This is a genomic window from Amycolatopsis sp. NBC_00438 (genome assembly GCF_036026695.1).
Taxonomy (GTDB): domain Bacteria; phylum Actinomycetota; class Actinomycetes; order Mycobacteriales; family Pseudonocardiaceae; genus Amycolatopsis.
Genome location: NZ_CP107923.1, coordinates 6,419,992 through 6,439,797 on the forward strand (window position 1 = coordinate 6,419,992; position 19,806 = coordinate 6,439,797).

A 19,806-nucleotide genomic window follows, 5' to 3' on the forward strand; every position below is an offset into this window, starting at 1 on the left:
CTCCACCACATCAGCGCGACCAGAGGGTGAATGACAACCTTGTCGCGCGCTCGGTCGAACCGGGCCACCTTGGGCAGCGGCTCACGAGACAGTCAAGGGTGCTGTCAACACCTGTCCACTTCCGGACAAGCTGATCAGCCGTCTGACCTACAACTTCCGTAGTCGAATCGGCACAATCCGCGCCCAAGGCGTTGACAAGCACCGGGACCTTGGCGTTCAATCCCGTGCACTATGACAACGTTGTCTCCACCCGGCCGGGACCGGGACGGCAGCACGCGCACCGCGAGCCGCCGGGCCACGATGAGCGATGTGGCCAGGCTGGCGGGCGTGTCCATCAAGACCGTCTCGCGCGTGGTCAACGACGAACCGGCGGTGCACCCGGACACCGCCGAGCGGGTCATGGCGGCCATCGAGCAGCTGGGCTTCCGGCGCAACCTCGGCGCGCGGAACCTGCGCCGCGGGTCGACCACCGGGACCATCGGGCTGATCGTCGAGGACGTCGGCAACCCCTTCTACTCCGAGCTGAACCGCGCGGTGGAACGCATCGCGACGTCGTTCGGCCGGCAGGTGCTCACCGGCTCGTCCGAGGAGAACTCCGACCGCGAGCGCGAGCTCGTGCTGGAGTTCTGCGCGCGGCGGGTGGACGGCATCCTCGTCGTCCCGGCCGGTCTGCAGCACGGCTACCTGGTGCCGGAGATGCGCGCGGGCACGCCTGTGGTGTTCATCGACCGCCCGGCGGGCGACATCGTCGCCGACACGGTGCTCGTCGACAACCTCGGCGGCACCATCGAAGCCGTCACCCACCTGGCGAAACACGGTCACCGGCGGATCGCGTTCCTCGGCGACAGCCCGGACATCTTCACCGCGGCCGAACGCCTGCGCGGGTTCCGCGAAGGCTGCGTGCGCAACGGCATCTCCTACGACGAGTCCCTGGTCTCCATGCACACCCCGACGCAGGAGTTCATCGGCGACGCCGTGAAGCGCCTGCTGCACGGGCCCGACGCCGCCACCGCCGTGATCGCCGGCAACAACCGGGTCGCCGTGCACCTGCTGCGGGCCCTGGCCCACGCGGAGTACCGCCCGGCGATGGTCGGCTTCGACGACTTCGAGCTGGCGGACCTGCTGGACCCGCCGGTCACCGTGATCGCGCACGACGTGAGCGCGCTGGGCCACGCCGCGGCCGAGCTGCTCTTCGCCCGTGTCCAAGGAGACCAGTCCCCGCCGAGAAAGGTAGTCCTGCCCGTGCATCTCGTCGCCCGTGGTTCCGGTGAGGTCGCCCCGTGACCCTCGAACCGATCCGGCTTCCGGCCAACCAGCCGCCGCAGTTCTACCGCGGGGGCGACGCCATCGCGGCGTTGCGCGGCGCCTCATCCGACAAGAAGTTCGGCCCGGAGGACTGGGTCGCCTCGGTCAGCACCATGTTCGGCCAGGAGACCAACGGCCTGACCCGGCTCCCGGACGGCGCCTGGCTGCGCGACGCCGTCGAGGCCGACGCCCCGGGATGGCTCGGCGCCAAGCACGTCGAGGCGCTCGGGACGTCGACCGGCCTGCTGGTCAAGCTCCTCGACGCGGGCCAGCGGCTGCCCGTCCACTTCCACCCGGACGACGCGTTCGCGAAGCAGCACTTCGACTCGCACTTCGGCAAGACCGAGGCGTGGATCGTGGTCGGCACCTACGGCGACGACCCGCGCGTCTACCCCGGCTTCAAGGAGACGCTCTCCAAGGCGACGGTGTCCGAGTGGACGCGGGAGCAGGACGTGCCGTCGATGCTGGGCGCGTTGAACAGCGTCCCGGTGACCGCGGGCGACACCGTCTACATCCCCTCCGGCCTGCCGCACGCGATCGGCGAGGGTGTCTTCGTCGTCGAGCTGCAGCAGCCGACGGACTTCTCGCTGACCATCGAGTGGCGTGACTTCCTCGCGTCGCCGGAAAAGGGCCACCTCGGGCTCGGTTTCGACACCGCGATCGAGGCGCTGGACACGTCCGGCTGGGACGCCGGACGCCTCGAAACCATCATCAAGCGGACCGCGGGCGACACCGCGGCCACGGTGGATCTGCTCGCCGCCGGCTCGGAGCGGTTCTTCCAAGCCGAGCAGCTTCGCACGACCGAAGTGACAACGTTGTCACTCGACCCGTCGTTCGCGGTGCTGGTCGTCCTCGACGGCGAAGGCACCCTGCGCACCGAGCACGGTGGCGAACACGCACTGGCCAAGGGCGACACGTTCGTCGTGCCGTTCGACGCGGGCCAGACCGAACTTTCCGGCACCGCGACGGTGATCCGCTGCCGCCCGCCGGCCCTCGAAGGGCGGACCGGATGAGCGAAATCCTGTTGGACGCGATCGACCTGACGAAGCACTACGGGTCAGTCGAAGCGCTGCGCGGAGCGTCGTTCCAGGCCCGCGCGGGTGAGGTCACAGCGCTGATCGGCGACAACGGCGCCGGCAAGTCGACGCTCGTCAAGTGCCTCTCCGGCGCGGAGCAGCCGACGTCGGGGAAGATCCTCCTGGACGGCGCGGAAGTGCACTTCGACTCCCCGACGACGGCCCGGCGCCTGGGCATCGAGACCGTCTACCAGGATCTGGCCGTCGCGCCGGAGCTCGATCCGGCCGCGAACCTGTTCCTGGGCCGGGAAATCCACCGCAAGGGGATCCTCGGCAAGCTCGGGATGCTGGACAAGGCCGAGATGCGCCGCCGGGCGATCGAGGAGTTCCAGCGGCTCGGCGTGACGCTGCAGAGCACCGACGTCCCGATCGGCTCGCTGTCGGGCGGGCAGCGGCAGAGCGTCGCCGTGGCACGCTCGGTCGTGTGGGCGTCCAAGGTCGTGTTCATGGACGAACCGACCGCCGCGCTCGGCGTCGTGCAGCGCGAGCGCGTGCTCGACGTCATCAAGAAGGTGCGCGACAAGGGCATCGCCGTCGTGCTGATCAGCCACAACATGCCCGAGGTGCTGTCGGTCGCCGACCGCGTCGAGGTGCTCCGGCTCGGCAAGCGCGTGGCCCGGTTCACCGGACCCGACACGAAGCTGGAAGACCTCGTCGCCGCGATGACCGGCGCCCTTGTGCAGGAGGAGGCGGCGTGAGCGCCCCGGCCCCGGAAATCCAGTCCACTGTGGAGGAAGGCTTCGGCAAGCGCCCCCTGGGGAAACGCCTGATCGGCGCCAACACGTTCTGGATCGCGCTGGTGCTGGTGGCGCTGATCGTGGTGTTCAGCGTGCTCGCGCCGGACGCGTTCCCGACGGTCTACAACTTCCAGCTGCTGCTCATCGAAACGGCCGTGCTGCTGGTGCTCTCGGTCGGCATGACGTTCGTGATCATCACCTCGGGCATCGACCTGTCGGTGGGCTCGGTGCTCATCTTCGCCGGCATGGTCGGCGGCAAGACGATGGAAGCCATGTCCGGGGGTGACGCCGGCGGCGCGGGCTGGGGCGTGATCATCGTCGGACTGGTCGTCGCCATCCTGGCCGGCACGGTGTGGGGCCTGGTCAACGGCTTCCTCATCGCGGTCGCGGGCATCCCGCCGCTGATCGTCACGCTCGGCACGATGGGCGCGGCGCTCGGCGCGTCCCTGCTGATCAACAACGGCAGCGACGTGCGCACGGTCCCGGTCGTGCTCAACAAGCAGCTCGGCTACGGCACGTCGTTCGGCGTCGTCCCGAACCTGGTGCTGATCGCCGTGGTGATCACGCTGATCGGCGCGTGGCTGCTGCACACCACGAAGTTCGGCCGCTACACCTTCGCCATCGGCTCGAACGCCGAAGGCGCGCGACGCGCGGGCATCGGCGTCACCGCCCACCTGATGAAGGTCTACACGCTGACCGGCGTGCTGGCCGGGCTCGCCGGGTTCCTGTCGCTGGCCTACTACAACTCGACCACCATCACCGGGCACACCAGCGACAACCTCAACGCCATCGCGGCGACGGTGATGGGCGGGACGAGCCTCTTCGGCGGTGTCGGCTCGGTGCTCGGCACCGTGATCGGCGTGTTCATCCCGGCGGTGCTGAAGAAGGGTTTCAACATCACCGGCGTCCCGGACTTCTGGCAGATGATCGCGGTCGGCGCCGTGCTGATCGCGGCCGTCTGGTTCGACCAGCGGCGCCGCCGCCAGCGCAACTCCCGCTGACTCCCCGAGTTCCCCGAGTACAAAGAGGTGCTTCCGATGAACTTGACCAAGACGCTCGTCGCGGCCGGTGCGCTGGCGTCCGCCGCCGCGCTGCTCACCGCGTGCGGTTCCGGCACGGTGGGCGACACCGGCGGCGGCAGCAGCCAGGCCAACTCGGCCAACGCCAAGAAGCTCGCCCTGATCCCGGGTGTGCAGGCCGAGCCATTCTACATCTCACTGCAGTGCGGCGCGCAGGCCGAGGCGAAGAAGCTCGGCTACGAGCTGACCACGCAGGCGCCCCAGAAGTTCGACGCGCCGCTGCAGACCCAGCTCGTCAACGCGCTCGGCACGAACCCGCCGGCCGCGCTGCTCATCGCGCCCACCGACGACACGGCGATGCTCGCGCCGATCCAGCAGGTCAAGGCGCGCGGCACGAAGATCGTCGAGGTCGACACCTCGCTCAAGGACACCGGCGTGGCGGAGTCGTCCGTCTCGTCGGACAACGCCGCGGGCGGCAAGCTCGCCGCGCAGACCATGGCCAAGCTGGCCGCCGGCAAGAGCGGCTCGGTCCTGGTGCTCGACACCATCGCCGGCACGTCGACGACGGCCGCCCGCGTCAAGGGCTTCGAGGAGGAGCTGAAGAACACGCCGAACCTGAAGTCGGTCGGCGTCCAGTTCACCCAGAACGAGCCCGACCAGGCCGCGTCCAAGGTGACCGCGGCGCTGGCCGCCACCCCGGACCTCATCGGCGTCTTCGCGACCAACCTCAACACCGGTGAGGGCGCGGCGACCGGCCTGCGCAACTCCGGCAAGGTCGGCGCGGTCAACCTGATCGGCTTCGACGCCAGCCCGTCCGAGGTCGAAGGCCTCAAGAACGGCCAGTACCAGGCCCTGATCGCGCAGGACCCGGCGTCGATCGGCACCCAGGGTGTCGACCAGGCGGTCGCGGCTCTCGAGGGCAAGCCGGTGACCCGGAACCTGACCGCGCAGCTGCACTCGATCACCAAGGACGACATGGCGGCCAACTCTCAGTACTTCTACAAGCAGAGCTGCTGACCCGTCCGTCAGAGGCCCCGTGAGAGGTGTGCGCGCCTCTCACGGGGCCTCTGAACTGGGCTTTCCTCACTGCCGGTCACCGTGGCAGGGGAACCACTCACCGCATGGGTCATTCCCCCGGACGGGCGTCTTACGTCACACTGACTGCACATGCATCGGCACATGCACGAGCCGCCGGGGAGGGTGCGATGGGGTACGAGAGGCCGGCAGTGCACCGGACGATCTTCGCAGTGGACGTGGAGGGGTACGGCGATCCGCGCCGGACCACGCCCCACCGGCTGGCGCTGCGCGAAGGGCTTTACAGTGCCCTGCGCCGGGCGTTCGACGACGCGGGCGTCCCCTGGGCGGACTGCCGGAACGAGGACTGCGGCGACGGGGTGTTCGTCCTGGTCCCGCCGGAGATCCCCAAGGGGCCGTTCGTCGAGTTCCTGCCGAACGCGCTCGCCGTGGCGCTGCACCGGCACAACCTGACCCACGACGCCGGGGCGCGGATCCGGCTCCGGATGGCGCTGCACGCGGGCGAAATCGCCTACGACGACCACGGCGTCACCGCGCCGTCGATCAACCACTCGTTCCGGCTGCTGGAGGCGCCGCCGCTCAAGGAGGCGCTCAAGTCGTCGCGCGGTGTGCTGGCCCTGATCACCTCGGCGTGGTTCTTCGACGAGGTCGTCCGGCACAGCGACGGTCTCGACCCGACGACGTTCCGGCCGGTGTCGGTGGCGGTGAAGGAGACCCGGACCACCGGCTGGATCTCACTGCCCGACCGGCCCTTCCCGGCCGACGCGGAGCTGCTGGCCACGGCCGGACCTGGCGGGACCGTGGCACCGTAGGATCTACTGCCCTGGACACCGTCGCCGAGGGGAGGCCCGATGACCGCGCTGCGCCTGGGGGCGGCGTCCCGCGCCGACCCGCTGCCGGTGCTCGCCGCGGCCCGCCGGATCACCGACGACCTGCGTGACGGCCTGTCCGGCACCCGCGCCCGCCGCGCCGCGCACGGCCTGCGGCGGCTGTTCGGCTTCCCCGGCGTCGGCCTCACCGACCTGTCCGGGGTACTGCACTGGTCGGGCCGTCCCGGGCCGGACGACGTCGTCGCGACGGTGCTGGACGGCGTGCTGCACAGCGAGGAACCGGCCTCCGCCGACGACGTCCTCGTGCTGCCGCTGCACGCCCACGACGAGCTGGCCGGGGCGCTGCTGGTCGTCGGCGACGTCCGGGACTCCGTCGCCGGCCAAGCCGCGGACCTGGTCATCCGGGCGCTGGAACGCGGCCGGCTCGAGGCGTCCGCCGAACAGGCCGCCCAGGCCGAACTGCGCGCGCTGCGGGCCGAGATGTCGCCGCACTTCGTCTACAACGCGCTCACCGTCATCGCGTCGCTGGTGCGCTCGGACCCCGACCGCGCGCGGGACCTGATGCTCGACTTCGCCGACTACACGCGCTACAGCCTGGCCCGGCACGGCGAGTACACCGTCGTCGCCGAGGAGTTCCGCGCGATCGAGACGTACCTGGCGCTGCAGCGGGCGGTGCTCGGCGAACGGCTACGCGTCCAGGTGCGGGTCGCGCCGGAGATCCTCGCCGTCGCGGTGCCGTATCTGGTACTGGAACCGTTGGTGGAGAACGCGATCCGGCACGGCATCGAGCCGCGCCCGGAGGCCGGGCTGGTCCAGGTGCACGGCCAGGCGGAAGGGAACGACTGCGTGATCGTCGTCGAGGACGACGGCGTCGGCATGGACCCGAAGCGGGCCGCGGACCTGCTCGCCGGGCAGGTCGGCGACGACGACGCCGCGGGTCTGGGACTGGCCAATGTGGACAGACGGCTGCGGGACGTCTACGGCGCCTGGTACGGCCTGACCGTGGAGACCGAGGTCGGGGCGGGCACCCGGGTGATCGTGCGGGTGCCGCTGTTCCAGCCGGGAGTGCTGCCGTGACGGGCCTGCGCGTGCTCGCCGTCGACGACCTGCCGCCCGCGTTGGACGAACTGTGCCGGATGCTGCGCGAAGCGCCCGAAGTCGGCGAAGTCGTCGGCGCGGGTGACGCGCTGAAGGCGTTGAAGCTGCTTCAGGCGGACAGGTTCGACGCGGTGTTCCTCGACATCTCGATGCCCGGCCTCGACGGGCTCGAACTGGCGTCGCTGCTGACGAAGCTGAGCGAGCCGCCGGTGATCGTGTTCGTCACGGCGCACGACGGCCACGCTGTCACGGCGTACGGCATCGGCGCGGTCGACTACCTGCTCAAACCGGTCCGGGCCGAACGCCTGTCAGCCGCGCTGGCGAAGGTCGGCCGGATGGCGACGCCCGCGGGCCGGCCGACGCCGGACGCGATGGCCGCGCTCCCGGTCGAGTCCGGCGGCCGCACCCGCTACGTCCGCCGGGACGACGTCCTGTTCGTCGAGGCGCACGGCGACTACGTCCGGCTGCATACCCGTGGCGGTGTGCACCTGGTGCGGATGCCGATCTCACGGCTCGAGGAGTACTGGGAGGGCACCGGGTTCAGCCGGGTGCACCGCGGCTTCCTGCTCGCCGTCGGCGCGGTGCTGGAGCTGCGCAGCGACTCCGCCGGCGGGCTGCTCGCGCACACCGAGGCGGGCGACGTCCCGGTCAGCCGGCGCCACGCGCGTGACCTGCGGGACCGGTTGCTCGAAGCCGCCCAACGCGGCCGGCTCGGGCCGGGCGCGCGATGAGCAGGATCCGGCGGGTCGCCGTGACCAGCCCGCAGACGCGCCTCGCCCACGCCCGCCGTCGCTCACGCGGCCGCTGGCGGGTCCCGCGGCTGCCGCCGGCGGAGACCCAGCGCGCCACCGCGCTGTACCGCGCGCAACGCCGTCACGGCCTCCCCGCGCTGGTGCTGATGTTCGCGCTGCTGCTGGGCCTGCCGGGGGTGTTCGCGCTCTTCCCCGGCCTCGATTCGTTACGCCTGCTGGGAATCCCGGTGTCCTGGCTGATGATCGCGGTCCTGCCGTACCCGTCGATGGCGCTGCTGGCGCGCTGGCAGCTGCGCCGCGCCGAGCGCATCGAGGACGAGTAGTGGGCGTCGCGCTCGCCGTCGCGCCGGTCGTGCTCATGACGCTGCTGATCGGCGTCCGCGGCGTCGCCGCGATGCGCACGACGTCGGACTTCCTGGTGGCGTCCCGGCGGATCTCGCCGCTGGTCAACTCGGCCGCGGTGTCGGGTGAGTACCTGTCGGCGGCGTCGTTCCTCGGCGTCGCCGGGCTCGTCGTCAAGGACGGCATCGGCGCGCTCTGGTACCCGGTCGGCTTCACCGCCGGCTACATCGCGATGCTCGTGCTGGTCGCCGCGCCGATGCGGCGCTCGGGCGCGCTGACGGTGCCCGACTTCGCCGAAGCCCGGCTCAACTCCCCCGCCCTGCGCCGCCTCGCCGCCGTCGTGGTGCTGGTGATCGGCACCATCTACGTCGTCCCGCAGTTCCGCACCGCGGGACTGGTGCTGACGGCGGTCGGCGGCACGCCGTACTGGGTCGGCGTCGTGCTGGCCGGCGCCGCGGTCAGCGTCACCCTGGCGCTGGGCGGGATGCGCGCGGCGACGTACGTTCAGGCGTTCCAGTTCGTGCTGAAGCTGCTGCTGTTCCTGATCCCGGCGATCTGGCTGGTGCTGCAGGCGGGCGCGGTCAACCGGGCCGACGCGCTGAACCCCGTCGAGTTCACCCACTTCACCCGCGAGACGCCGGTGAAGTTCGAGGTCGACGTCACGATGGTGATCCGCGAACCGACCGCCGTCCGGCGCAACGGCCTCGCGGAAACCCTGCCGCCAGGCGAATTCACCGCGCACAGCCAGGACGTCTTCGTGTTCGGGGAAGGCACGGCCGTGCCCGCGGTCCGCGGTGGCGCCCCGCTCGGCGGCCCGGACTGGCGGCGCCCGCTGCTCGACCTCGGCGACCAGGGTTACCCGCTGCTGGGCACGTGGTCCGTGCTCATCGCGACGATGCTCGGCACGATGGGCCTGCCGCACGTGCTCATGCGCTTCCACACCAGCCCGGACGGCCGCGCCGCGCGCCGCACCGCCGCGATCACCGTGGCCCTGCTGGGGATCTTCTACCTCTTCCCCGGCATCTACGGCGTCCTCGGCCGCGTCCTCGTCCCCGGGCTCTACCTCTCCGGCGCGACCGACACGGTCGTCGTCGCCCTGCCGTACCAAGTGGACAGTGGCTGGGCCGGCGGGCTGTTCACGGCGCTGCTGACCGCGGGCGCGTTCGCCGCGTTCCTGGCGACGTCGCTCGGGCTGCTGCTGGTGATGTCCGGGGCGCTCGCCCACGACCTGGTGCCCGGTGGGCTGCGCCGGCTGCGGTTCGCCGTGTTCGGCGTCGCCGGGGTGATGGTGCTGCTGGCCCTGCGCTCAGCCGAACTGGACGCCGGGGTGCTCGTCACGTGGGGCTTCACCGTCGCCGCGTCGACGTTCTGCCCGCTGCTCGTGCTCGGCATCTGGTGGCCGCGGCTGACCGCGGCCGGCGGCATCGCCGGTGTCCTGACCGGGCTCGTCGCGTCGTCCGGCTCGATCCTGTTCGCCCTCGCCGGCCCGGCACTGCACGGCTGGGTGGCGATCTTGGTGCAGCAACCGGCACCCTGGTCGGTACCGCTGGCGTTCGGCGTAATGGCGTTGGTCTCCCTGCGCGGCCGGCCTCCGCTCTGGGCGACGTCCGCGATGCTCCGCCTGCACCTGGACGAACCCCGTTCGGCCAGGCCGCGCGACCGTTCGTCAACCGTTCGTCGTCTCGCGAGGCTGTTGAGCCGCTGATTCTTCACGCGGGCCTTACTCCTCCCTACGGTGACGCGGACCACTTTTTCTGGGGCCAAGCCCCAGACCCCCTAGCCAGGGGCAAGCCCCTGGACCCCATTCGAATCCGCAACGTCGCGAGGGAGCAGTATGAGCACGACGGAACCCGGCGGACCCCCGGACACGGCTGACGCCGTCTGGGAACGCGCGCACAACAGCACCGAGTTCCGGGAGCTGCGCAGCCGCCTGCGCCGGTTCGTCTTCCCGATGGCGGCGTTGTTCCTGCTCTGGTACCTGCTCTACGTCCTGCTCGCCGACTACGCGCACGGCTTCATGAGCACGAAGGTCTTCGGCAACGTCAACATCGGCCTGATCTTCGGTCTCCTGCAGTTCGTCTCGACGTTCGTGATCACCGGGCTCTACGTCCGCTACGCGAACCGCCGTCTCGACCCGATCGCGGAGAAGATCCGCGAGGACATCGAAGCCGACAGCACGAAGGGGGAGCAGGCGTGATCACCACCATCGCCGCGGGAGTCGAAGGCAGCAACCCGCTCCTCAACATCAGCATCTTCGGTGTGTTCGTGATCATCACGCTGGTGATCGTGTTCCGGGCCAGCCGCAACAGCAAGACGGCGTCGGACTACTACGCCGCCGGCCGCGCGTTCACCGGCCCGCAGAACGGCATCGCGATCTCGGGTGACTACCTGTCCGCGGCGTCGTTCCTCGGCATCGCGGGCGCGATCGCCATCTACGGCTACGACGGCTTCCTCTACTCCATCGGCTTCCTGGTGGCCTGGCTGGTCGCGCTGCTGCTGGTCGCGGAACTGCTGCGCAACACCGGCAAGTTCACGATGGGCGACGTCCTGGCGTTCCGGATGAAGCAGCGTCCGGTCCGCGCGGCGGCCGCGACGTCGACGATGGTCGTGTCGTTCTTCTACCTGCTGGCCCAGATGGCCGGCGCGGGCGGCCTGGTCGCGCTGCTGCTGGGCATCGAGGGCAAGACCGGCCAGTCGCTGGTCATCGTCATCGTCGGCGTGATCATGATCGCCTACGTGCTCATCGGCGGCATGAAGGGCACCACCTGGGTCCAGATCATCAAGGCCGCGCTGCTGATCGTCGGCGCGCTCGTGATGACGCTGTGGGTGCTCGGGAAGTACGGCTTCAACTTCTCGGCGCTGCTGCAGGGCGCGGTCGACAAGGCGGGCAAGACGGGTGAAGCGCTGCTCGGCCCGGGCAAGCAGTACGGCGCCACCGGAACGTCCAAACTGGACTTCTTCTCCCTCGGCATCGCGCTGGTGCTGGGCACCGCGGGCCTGCCGCACGTGCTGATGCGCTTCTACACCGTGCCGACCGCCCGCGACGCGCGTCGCTCGGTGGTCTGGGCGATCGTGCTGATCGGCGTGTTCTACCTGTTCACCCTGGTGCTGGGCTACGGCGCGGGCGCGCTGGTCGGCCCGGACAAGATCAAGGCCGCCCCCGGCGGCGCGAACTCGGCGGCACCGCTGCTCGCGCTCGAACTGGGCGGGCCGGTCCTGCTGGGCCTGATCGCGGCGGTCGCGTTCGCCACGATCCTCGCGGTGGTGGCGGGCCTGACGATCACGGCGTCGGCGTCGTTCGCCCACGACGTCTACGCCAGCGTCATCAAGAAGGGCAAGGCGACGCCGGGTTCGGAGGTGAAGGTCGCCCGGATCACCGCCCTGGTGATCGGCGCGGTCGCCATCCTCGGCGGCATCCTGGCCAACGGGCAGAACGTGGCCTTCCTGGTCGCGCTGGCGTTCGCGGTGGCGGCGTCGGCGAACCTGCCGACGATCCTCTACTCGCTGTTCTGGAAGCGGTTCAACACCCAGGGCGCGCTGTGGTCGATCTACGGCGGCCTGGCCATCACGATCATCCTGATCGTGTTCTCCCCCGCGGTCTCGGGCAAGCCGATCGACCCGAAGACGCACAAGAGCGCGTCGATGCTCCAGGGCGTCGACTTCCACTGGTTCCCGCTCGACAACCCGGGCCTGGTCTCGATCCCGATCGCGTTCTTCCTCGGCTGGCTCGGCACGGTCCTGTCGAAGGAGCACAACGCGAAGAAGTACGCCGAGATGGAGGTCCGCTCCTTGACCGGCGCGGGCGCCGAGAAGGCCGTCTCCCACTAGCGGTCACCGACACCGAAGGCCGTCGCGAGGGTGTTCCCGATCCCCTCGCGGCGGCCTTCGGCCATTCCCCGGTCAGTACGGCAGGGTGCCCTTGGCGACCTCGGCCAGGGTGTCCGCGAGGAACTTCCTGGTGTGGCCCCACAGGCCGCCGCCCAGCGAGATCCGCGCCACGCCCAGCTCGGCGAGCCCGGCGATGCCGGGGCTGCCCGGCCACGCGGGCGCGTTGACCGCACCGCCGACGCCCTGCACGAACTCCGCGAGCACGTCCGCGGTCCGCAGGTGGATCGGGTAGACGCAGTCGGCGCCCGCCTCGAAATACGCCTTCGCGCGAGCGACGTTGTCGGCCAGCACCTCACGGGGGTCGCTCGCGCCGCGGAACGAGTCGACGCGCGCGTTGATCACCAGGCCGTCACCGGCCGCTTCACGCAGGGCGGCGATCCGCCCGGCCTGCACAGCGACCGGCCGGACCTGCCCGGTGACGCTGTCGGTGTCCTCGAAGTTGAGGCCGGCCGCGCCGGCGTCCAGGAGGCGGGCGGCCAGCTCGGCGCCATCCAGGCCGTAGCCGGACTCGGCGTCCACCGTGACGGGCACACCGACGGCCTTCACGATCCGCGCGGCGGCCGCGAACATCTCGTCGACGGGCGCCTTCTCCCCGTCGGGGAAGCCGAGGGAGGCCGCGACGGCGACCGAACTGGTCGCGATCGCCGGGAACCCGGCGGCCTCGACGACCTTCGCGGTGTCGGCGTCCCAGGCGTTCGGCAGCACCAGCGGCTTGCCCGGGACGTGCAGGGCCTTGAGCGCGGCGGCGCTCACGCGTCGCGCTTCGGCAGCGGCGTGTGGCTGGTGACGGCCACCCGGTTCCAGCTGTTGATCGCGATGACCTGCCACGCGACGGCGCGGTACTGGTCTTCGGTGAACACGCGCACGGCCTCGTCGTAGACGTCGTCGGGGACGCTCTGGGTCGCGGCCAGCTTGGTCATCGCCTCGGTGAGGGCCAGGGCGGCCTGCTCCTGCTCGGTGAACAGGGTCGTCTCGCGCCAGCCGTCGAGCACGAACAGCCGCCGCGGCGACTCGCCGATCTCGAGCGCGTCGCGGCTGTGCATGTCGAGGCAGAACGCACAGCCGTTGAGCTGCGACGCGCGCATCTTCACCAGGTCCAGCAGCTTCTGCTCGATCCCCGCGTTGGCTGCCGCCTTCTCCACCTCGGCCTGCACGTTCGCCATCGCCTTGTAGATCTCGGGCGCGTGCCCGAGTCCGATTCGCTTCGTCATGGTGTCCACGCTAGCTCGCACTGGCCCACGGGTATGGTCCAGTCGTATGGCAGATTCGTGGACCAGTTCGGGCCTCGACGTCCACCTCGGCTGGCAGCCGGAGACCGGCCGCACCGGCCTGGCCGCGGCGATCCGGGCGGCCATCCGCGAAGGCCGCTGGCAGCCGGGCGCGGCGGTGCCGTCGACCCGGGCGCTGGCCCAGGACCTGGGCGTCGCCCGCGGCACGGTCACCCGCGTCTACGCCGACCTCGCCGCCGAAGGCTACCTACGCACCACCCAGGGCGCGCCGACCCGCGTCGCGACGGCGGGCGCGCTCCCCCAGTCCGCGCCCCGGCCGGCGCCCCGCGACCCGGCCCCGCGCTGGGACCTGCGGCCGGGCCGGCCGGACCTGACGGCGTTCCCCCGCCAGGCCTGGATCACGGCGACCCGCCGAGCCCTGCTGCGGACCCCGGCGGCGGCGTTCGGCTACGAGTCGGAACTCGGCGCCCCGGAGCTGCGCGACACGCTCGCCGCGTACCTGGCGCGCAGCCGCGGTGTGGTCGCGGACCCGGCGCGGATCGTGGTGTGCCACGGGTATTCCCACGCGATCGCCGTCCTCGCCCGGGCCCTGTCCGGCCTCGGTATCACCGAGATGGCGTTCGAAAATCCGTCCCTGCACATGTACCGGGACATCGCGGCGGCTCAGGGAACGCGAGTCGTCGGCGTGGAGGTGGACGAACACGGCCTCGACGTGTCCGCATTGGACAGTCCGGCGGTGGTCGTCACGGCGGCACACCAGTACCCCACCGGCGTGACTCTCGCCCCGCACCGCCGAACCCAGCTGGCCCGTTCGGGCGCCCTGGTCCTGGAAGACGACTACGACGGCGAGTTCCGCTTCGACCACCAGCAGGTCGGCGCCCTGCAGGCGCTCGCACCGGAACGGGTGATCTACGCGGGCACGGCCAGCAAAACCCTCGCCCCGGCGTTGCGCCTGGCCTGGCTGGTCCTCCCCCGTTCCCTGGTCGAACCGGTCCGAGCGGCCATGGCGGACAGCGGCTCCCACCCGGCGATCCTGAACCAGCTGGCCCTGGCCGAGCTGATCGACTCGGGCGGCTACGACCAGCACGTCCGCCGCAGCCGGGCCGAGTACCGCTCCCGCCGAGCCCGCCTCCTGGCGGCCCTCCCGGAAACGGTCCGCCCCCACGGCATCGCGGCGGGCCTGCACCTCCTGCTGATGCTCCCCCCGGACGGCCCCACGGAAACAGAGGCGCTGGCAGCCTGCCGCCGCCGCGCGATCGGCATCGAAGGCCTGGGCAGCTACTGGATGGACACCAACCGCCCCGGCGGCCTGATAGTCGGCTACGCCGCCCCACCCAGCCACGCCTTCCCCAGCGCCCTCCAAACCCTGATGGAGGCCCTCTGGGAAATCAACACCTAACCCACTCCCCAAGGCACACAACTCGACTCGCCCGGCACCCGAACCGACCCTGCAGACACGCAACCGGACTCCCCAGGCACGAACCGACCCTCCAGGCACGCGAGCCGACTCCCCAGGCACGCGAGCCGACCCTCCAATCACGCGTGATGCCTCTCCAATCACGTGTGATGCCCGCTCAATCACACAAGATGCCTCTTAGCACGCACGAATCCCCCTGCCGTGCAAGCAAGTTCCGCCGCCGATCACCCGAATCCCGCCCCGCCCGCACCGTCCCGGCCTTGATCACGCCGGCCCCAGCCTCAACCGCGCGACTACCAGCCTCACCGCGCCAGTCCGCCCCCCATCACGCCGGTCACGCCCTAGCCACGCAAATCCCGGCCGCAATCACACAAGTTCCGGCCCCAATCACACGAGTCCCGGCCCCGATCACGCCGGCCCCGCCCTCAATCACGCGCGTCCCCGCCCCAACCACGCCAATCCCGCCCCTATCAAGCGAGTCTCCTACCGAGCCCGCGGGCCACCCCGTCGAGGCGGCCCGCGGCACCCGTCAGAACCAGCAGTCGGGCCGAACCTGGAGCAGTTCCGTCTTCAGCACCGGCGTCCCGTCGACCGGCGCCGGGTCATCCGCGGTCGGCTGAACACCGCCCGCGGCGACCTTGTCGAGCGTCCGCAAGCCCGCCGCGCCGACCGTGCCGAACACCGTGTAGTCCGGCCGCAGCGCGGAATCGCCGTACACGACGAAGAACTGCGAGCCGTTCGTGGCCGGACCCGCGTTGGCCATCGCCAGCAATCCCCGCGCGTAGACGCGCCGCGCGCCGGTCGGGTCGGTGGGCGCCGGCGGCAGGTTCACCGGCAGCTCGTCCTTGTACTTGTAGCCCGGCCCGCCCTCACCGGTCGCGGTCGGGTCGCCGCACTGCAGGACCTTCAGCGTCGGGTACGACGTCAGCCGGTGGCACACCGTGCGGTCGTAGAACCGGTGCTGCGCCAGGTGCAGGAAGCTCTGCACCGTGCATGGCGCCTCCGCGCGGTCGAGCCGCAACGGCAGCGCGCCCTGACTGGTCGGGACCGCGACGTCGACCTTGCCGCGATCCGGTGTGTGCCGCGGGTCGGGCGGCAGCGGCACCGGCCGCGAAGCCGGCTCGTCCGGCGTCTCGGTGTACTGGCAGGGGCCGTGCGTGGTCTTCGGCGGTGGCGGGGTGTCGTCCGCGGTGGCGACACCACTCCCGGCCGCGAACATCGCGCCTACCGCCAGCGCGGTGACGAGTGCCTTCTTCATCTTGCACGTCCTCCCAGTGATCGCCCGGTTCCGGAGCGTCCGCAGTCTAGGACCCGGCACCGACAGGAAGAACCGGCGAAAGTCGCCCATGTCATCCACTCGGGTGAACCCCGGCGCCGGAACCCGGAAATTGTCGGACCCCCGGAGCACGATCTCGATCACGCGGCAAAGCGCCGCCGACGAAGGGGGAAGTCATGGCGGTCCACGTGGTCAACCGGCGAAGAAACACTGTGGCGGCAAGCCATCCCGGCGCGCTGATCGCGGACGTGACGTCGCGCGGGCCGGAGCCCTGGGTGCGGTTCAGCCCGTTCTACCCGCACGGCGGGATCCCGGTGCCGTACTCGCCGGGCGTCGAGAGCGCGTCGGTCGAAGGGATCTGGCAGGCGCTGAAAGTCTTCCGCGGCACGGGAATCGACGTCGGGAAGCTGGGCGTGACGTCGATGAAGGGCCTGAAGCGCACGGTCCGCAAACGCGGCGAGGTGGTGGGTCACCGCACCGGCGTCGAGGGCTCGGAGCTGCTGGCGTACGAACAGGCCCGAAGGCGGATCTACCTGCCGTCCTACCGCTGGGTCCTGGAGAACCGGCTGGCCGACCTGGTCGGCGAGCTCCGCGAAGCGAGCGCGGAGCGGGACATCGTCCTGCTGGACTACACGACGAACGGTGACGTCGAGAACCTGTCGAAACCGTTGTCCCACGCGGCATTGCTGCGAACGCACCTGACCGGGGAGTGGCCGTGTTCGCTCTGAGCCTCCGGATATTCGCCCGGCTCGTCAACGGCGCACTACGCCTGGTCGCCGAGCACGGGAAACCTCCGCGATTCGGCGCCGCTCCTGAAGCGGCGTCAGCCCCGCAGGTCCGCGATCAGCGCGTCGGCGGCGGCGAACGGGTCCAGCTCCCGGGCGACGACCCGTTCGGCCACGCCCGCCAGCCGGCCGCCACCACGCAGGTCGGTCAGCTCGGCCCGCAACCGCCGGAGCGCGATGGCCTCCACCTCGTCGCGGGCCCGCGCCACCCGGCGGCGGCCCAGCTCGTCGTGGGCGACCAGCCAGTCGTGGTGGTCGGCCAGCGCGCGCACGAGGTCGTCGACGCCCTCGCCCTTGGCCGCGACCGTCCGGACGATCGGCTGGCGCCAGCCCGGCCCCCGGATCTCCCGGCGCGCCAGCGAGATCATCTGCTTGAGGTCGTGCACCGTGGCGTCCGCGCCGTCGCGGTCGGCCTTGTTGACGACGAAGACGTCGGCGATCTCCAGCACGCCGGCCTTGGCGGCCTGGATCCCGTCGCCCATGCCCGGCGCGAGCAGCACCACGGTGGTGTCGGCCAGTTTCACGACGTCCACTTCGGACTGCCCGACCCCGACGGTCTCGATCAGCACCACGTCGAAGCCGGCCGCGTCGAGCACGCGCACGGCCTGCGGGGTGGCCCACGAGAGCCCGCCGAGGTGGCCACGCGTGGCCATCGACCGGATGAACACGCCGGGATCGGTGGCGTGCTCGGTCATCCGGATCCGGTCGCCGAGCAGCGCGCCGCCGGAAAACGGCGAAGACGGGTCGATCGCGAGCACGCCGACCCGCTTGCCTTCCGCACGCAGCGCGGTGAGCAGCGCCGACGTCGAAGTCGACTTGCCGACGCCGGGCGGTCCGGTGAGCCCGACGATCCGGGCCCGCCCGGTGTGCGGCGTCAGCGCCCGCGCGATCTCCGCGACGCGTGGGTGGGCGTCCTCGACGAGCGAAAGCAGCCGCGCGACGGCACGGGGTTGCCCGTCCCGCGCGCGGCCGACCAGGTCGTCGAGGTCGAGTGGGCCGGTCACTTACGCGGACGGCACCCGCAGCAGCAGGGCGTCGCCCTGGCCGCCACCACCGCACAGAGCGGCGGCACCGAGCCCGCCGCCGCGGCGGCGAAGCTCGTGGATCAGGTGCACGGCCAGCCGCGCCCCGGACGCCCCGATCGGGTGGCCGAGCGCGATGGCGCCGCCGTTGACGTTGACCTTCTCCGGGTCGATGCCGAGCTTGTCGGTCGACACCAGGCCGACGGCGGCGAAGGCTTCGTTGATCTCGATCAGGTCGAGCGCGTCGGCGGTGAGCTTCTCCTTCGCCAGCGCGGCGAGGATGGCGTTCGACGGCTGCTCGTGCAGGCTCGCGTCCGGCCCGGCGACGACCCCGTGCGCGCCGATCTCGGCGAGCGGCGTGAGGCCCAGTTCCTCGGCCTTCGCCTTGCTGGCCACGATCACCGCGGCGGCGCCGTCGGAGATCTGCGAGGCCGAGCCCGCGGTGATGGTGCCGTCGGAGGCGAAGGCGGGGCGCAGCTTCGCGAGGCCCTCGGCGGTGGTGTCGGCGCGGACACCCTCGTCGGTGTCGAAGACCACCGGGTCGCCCTTGCGCTGCGGGATGGAGACCGGCGCGATCTCGTCGGTGAAGTAGCCGTTCTTGATGGCTTCGGCCGCGCGCTGGTGGGAGCGCGCCGAGAACGCGTCCTGCTGCTCGCGGGTGACGCCGTAGCGGGCGTTGTACTTCTCCGTCGACGAGCCCATGGCGACCTGGTCGAAGGCGCAGAAGAGACCGTCGTAGGCCATGTGGTCGACGAGCGTGGTGTCGCCGTACTTGAAGCCGGAGCGGGACTTGGGCAGCAGGTGCGGCGCCTGGGTCATCGACTCCTGGCCACCGGCCACGACGAGGTCGAACTCGCCCGCGCGGATCAGCTGGTCGGCGAGCGCGATGGCGTCGAGGCCGGAGAGGCAGACCTTGTTGATCGTCAGCGCGGGCACGCTCATCGGGATGCCCGCGGCGACCGCGGCCTGGCGGGCCGGGATCTGGCCGGCACCGGCGGTCAGCACCTGACCCATGATCGTGTACTGCACCGCGTCCGGGGCGACCCCGGCGCGTTCGAGGGCCGCTTTGATCGCGACCCCGCCCAGCTGCGCCCCCGTGAGGTCCTTGAGGGACCCCAGCAGGCGCCCGATCGGTGTACGGGCGGCACCCAGGATCACGGAACCGGACACGGCGTCCTCCAAGCTTCGGCGCATGGGCAGTTCGCTCGACCATACCCGGGAGGTGACCTTCTTGATGGAGCCAGTGTGAGGCGGGGCACGCCACGATTCCGGCTGGACGCCGTACCGCGGCCCCCTATCCTGCCTCCATGAATGACGCCCTGAAGCCGTTCGTGACGGCCATCGACCACGTCGGCATCGCGGTCCCGGATCTGGATGCGGCCATCGAGTTCCACCGCGCGCACTTCGGCCTGGAAGTGGCGCACGAGGAGGTGAACGAGGAGCAGGGAGTCCGCGAAGCGATGCTGCGCGCGCCCGGCACGGCGGGCACGGAGACGCAGATCCAGCTGCTGGCCCCGCTGCGCGACGACTCGGCGATCGGCAAGTTCCTCGCGAAGAGCGGCCCCGGGCTGCAGCAGCTGGCGTACCGCGTGTCCGATGTGGACGCGGCAGCGGCGGCCCTGCGCGGCCAGGGTCTGCGCCTGCTGTACGAGGAGGCGAAGCGCGGCACGTCCAACAGCCGGGTGAACTTCGTCCACCCGAAGGACGCGGGCGGCGTCCTCGTGGAGCTGGTGGAACCGGCCAAGGACGGCGCCGCGCACTGAGCGCCGACGCCCAATCCTGACCGGCACCACAGGGTCAACGCGGAAGCCACTGTGCGCAACAAGAGCCGCGAAGCAAGGGCGGTGCGGCTCCGCGTAGCCGACGCCGCTGCGGTAAGCGGGGCGGGGCGGGGCGGGGCGGGGCGGGGCGGGGCGGGGCGGGGCGGGGCGGGGCGGGGCGGGGCGGGGCGGGGCGGGGCGGGGCGGGGAAAGCCTGACCCGCATCGGCCGGCGG

Annotated in this window: 20 protein-coding genes; 15 read left to right on the forward strand and 5 right to left on the reverse strand. The window is 71.3% G+C overall.

Translation table 11 applies throughout. The annotated features are described in order from the left end of the window. Positions 1 to 300: 300 nt before the first annotated feature. The 12 genes from OG494_RS28690 to OG494_RS28745 all read left to right on the forward strand — a co-directional run bounded on the left by OG494_RS28690 (position 301) and on the right by OG494_RS28745 (position 12,022). Complete coding sequence (locus tag OG494_RS28690) at positions 301 to 1,284, forward strand: LacI family DNA-binding transcriptional regulator (protein WP_323337544.1); 984 nt, start codon at positions 301 to 303, stop codon at positions 1,282 to 1,284. Then, on the forward strand, positions 1,281 to 2,318 hold the full coding sequence (locus OG494_RS28695) for a class I mannose-6-phosphate isomerase (protein WP_328443914.1): 1,038 nt from the start codon (positions 1,281 to 1,283) through the stop codon (positions 2,316 to 2,318). Before OG494_RS28690 ends, OG494_RS28695 begins: the two co-directional genes overlap by 4 nt. Next, the gene (locus OG494_RS28700) at positions 2,315 to 3,079 is read left to right on the forward strand and encodes an ATP-binding cassette domain-containing protein (RefSeq protein WP_328443915.1); all 765 of its coding nucleotides are present in this window, start codon (positions 2,315 to 2,317) and stop codon (positions 3,077 to 3,079) included. The genes OG494_RS28695 and OG494_RS28700 overlap by 4 nt, the downstream gene beginning before the upstream one ends. Beyond that, entirely contained in the window at positions 3,076 to 4,119 is a 1,044-nt protein-coding gene (locus tag OG494_RS28705; protein WP_328443916.1) for an ABC transporter permease, read from the forward strand. The genes OG494_RS28700 and OG494_RS28705 overlap by 4 nt, the downstream gene beginning before the upstream one ends. A 36-nt stretch (positions 4,120 to 4,155) precedes the next feature. Continuing rightward, complete coding sequence (locus OG494_RS28710) at positions 4,156 to 5,154, forward strand: ABC transporter substrate-binding protein (RefSeq protein WP_328443917.1); 999 nt, start codon at positions 4,156 to 4,158, stop codon at positions 5,152 to 5,154. A 188-nt stretch (positions 5,155 to 5,342) separates the two neighbouring features. Continuing rightward, entirely contained in the window at positions 5,343 to 5,984 is a 642-nt protein-coding gene (locus OG494_RS28715; protein ID WP_328443919.1) for a hypothetical protein, read from the forward strand. 39 nt (positions 5,985 to 6,023) lie between these two features. Beyond that, positions 6,024 to 7,079 (forward strand): sensor histidine kinase, encoded by a 1,056-nt coding sequence (locus OG494_RS28720; protein WP_328443921.1) that lies wholly within the window; start codon positions 6,024 to 6,026, stop codon positions 7,077 to 7,079. Next, positions 7,076 to 7,831, forward strand: coding sequence for a LytR/AlgR family response regulator transcription factor (locus OG494_RS28725; RefSeq protein ID WP_328443923.1), 756 nt, complete (start codon positions 7,076 to 7,078; stop codon positions 7,829 to 7,831). The genes OG494_RS28720 and OG494_RS28725 overlap by 4 nt, the downstream gene beginning before the upstream one ends. Further along, complete coding sequence (locus tag OG494_RS28730; RefSeq protein WP_328443924.1) at positions 7,828 to 8,175, forward strand: hypothetical protein; 348 nt, start codon at positions 7,828 to 7,830, stop codon at positions 8,173 to 8,175. Before OG494_RS28725 ends, OG494_RS28730 begins: the two co-directional genes overlap by 4 nt. Further along, positions 8,175 to 9,899 carry a sodium/solute symporter gene (locus tag OG494_RS28735; RefSeq protein ID WP_328443926.1) on the forward strand — a complete coding sequence of 575 codons (1,725 nt, stop codon included), beginning with the start codon at positions 8,175 to 8,177 and terminating at the stop codon, positions 9,897 to 9,899. Before OG494_RS28730 ends, OG494_RS28735 begins: the two co-directional genes overlap by 1 nt. Positions 9,900 to 10,028: 129 nt before the next feature. Continuing rightward, positions 10,029 to 10,391, forward strand: coding sequence for a DUF485 domain-containing protein (locus OG494_RS28740; RefSeq protein WP_328443927.1), 363 nt, complete (start codon positions 10,029 to 10,031; stop codon positions 10,389 to 10,391). Next, positions 10,391 to 12,022, forward strand: coding sequence for a solute symporter family protein (locus OG494_RS28745; protein ID WP_328459052.1), 1,632 nt, complete (start codon positions 10,391 to 10,393; stop codon positions 12,020 to 12,022). Before OG494_RS28740 ends, OG494_RS28745 begins: the two co-directional genes overlap by 1 nt. Before the next feature lie 72 nt (positions 12,023 to 12,094). On the opposite strand, the gene OG494_RS28750 is transcribed toward OG494_RS28745, so the two are convergent. Together OG494_RS28750 and OG494_RS28755 are read right to left on the reverse strand one after the other, a co-directional pair. After that, positions 12,095 to 12,835, reverse strand: coding sequence for an isocitrate lyase/PEP mutase family protein (locus OG494_RS28750; protein ID WP_328443928.1), 741 nt, complete (start codon positions 12,833 to 12,835; stop codon positions 12,095 to 12,097). Continuing rightward, positions 12,832 to 13,293 (reverse strand): carboxymuconolactone decarboxylase family protein, encoded by a 462-nt coding sequence (locus OG494_RS28755; protein WP_328443929.1) that lies wholly within the window; start codon positions 13,291 to 13,293, stop codon positions 12,832 to 12,834. The genes OG494_RS28750 and OG494_RS28755 overlap by 4 nt, the downstream gene beginning before the upstream one ends. Positions 13,294 to 13,339: 46 nt before the next feature. Here OG494_RS28755 and pdxR point away from each other — a divergent pair, with 46 nt between their 5' ends. Continuing rightward, a complete protein-coding gene (gene pdxR / locus OG494_RS28760; RefSeq protein WP_328443930.1) occupies positions 13,340 to 14,710 on the forward strand; it encodes a MocR-like pyridoxine biosynthesis transcription factor PdxR in 1,371 nt (456 codons plus the stop codon). A 547-nt stretch (positions 14,711 to 15,257) separates the two neighbouring features. Here pdxR and OG494_RS28765 read toward each other — a convergent pair. After that, the gene (locus OG494_RS28765; RefSeq protein ID WP_328443931.1) at positions 15,258 to 15,986 is read right to left on the reverse strand and encodes a peptidylprolyl isomerase; all 729 of its coding nucleotides are present in this window, start codon (positions 15,984 to 15,986) and stop codon (positions 15,258 to 15,260) included. Positions 15,987 to 16,180: 194 nt separating this feature from the next. Between OG494_RS28765 and OG494_RS28770 the strand changes: the two genes are divergently transcribed. Then, a complete protein-coding gene (locus OG494_RS28770; protein ID WP_328443932.1) occupies positions 16,181 to 16,732 on the forward strand; it encodes a DUF6939 family protein in 552 nt (183 codons plus the stop codon). A 95-nt stretch (positions 16,733 to 16,827) separates the two neighbouring features. On the opposite strand, the gene meaB is transcribed toward OG494_RS28770, so the two are convergent. Next, the gene (gene meaB, locus OG494_RS28775; protein WP_328443934.1) at positions 16,828 to 17,793 is read right to left on the reverse strand and encodes a methylmalonyl Co-A mutase-associated GTPase MeaB; all 966 of its coding nucleotides are present in this window, start codon (positions 17,791 to 17,793) and stop codon (positions 16,828 to 16,830) included. Further along, on the reverse strand, positions 17,794 to 18,981 hold the full coding sequence (locus tag OG494_RS28780; protein WP_328443936.1) for an acetyl-CoA C-acetyltransferase: 1,188 nt from the start codon (positions 18,979 to 18,981) through the stop codon (positions 17,794 to 17,796). Positions 18,982 to 19,118: 137 nt separating this feature from the next. Between OG494_RS28780 and mce the strand changes: the two genes are divergently transcribed. Then, positions 19,119 to 19,574 (forward strand): methylmalonyl-CoA epimerase, encoded by a 456-nt coding sequence (mce, locus tag OG494_RS28785; RefSeq protein ID WP_328443938.1) that lies wholly within the window; start codon positions 19,119 to 19,121, stop codon positions 19,572 to 19,574. The last annotated feature ends 232 nt before the right edge of the window (positions 19,575 to 19,806 follow it).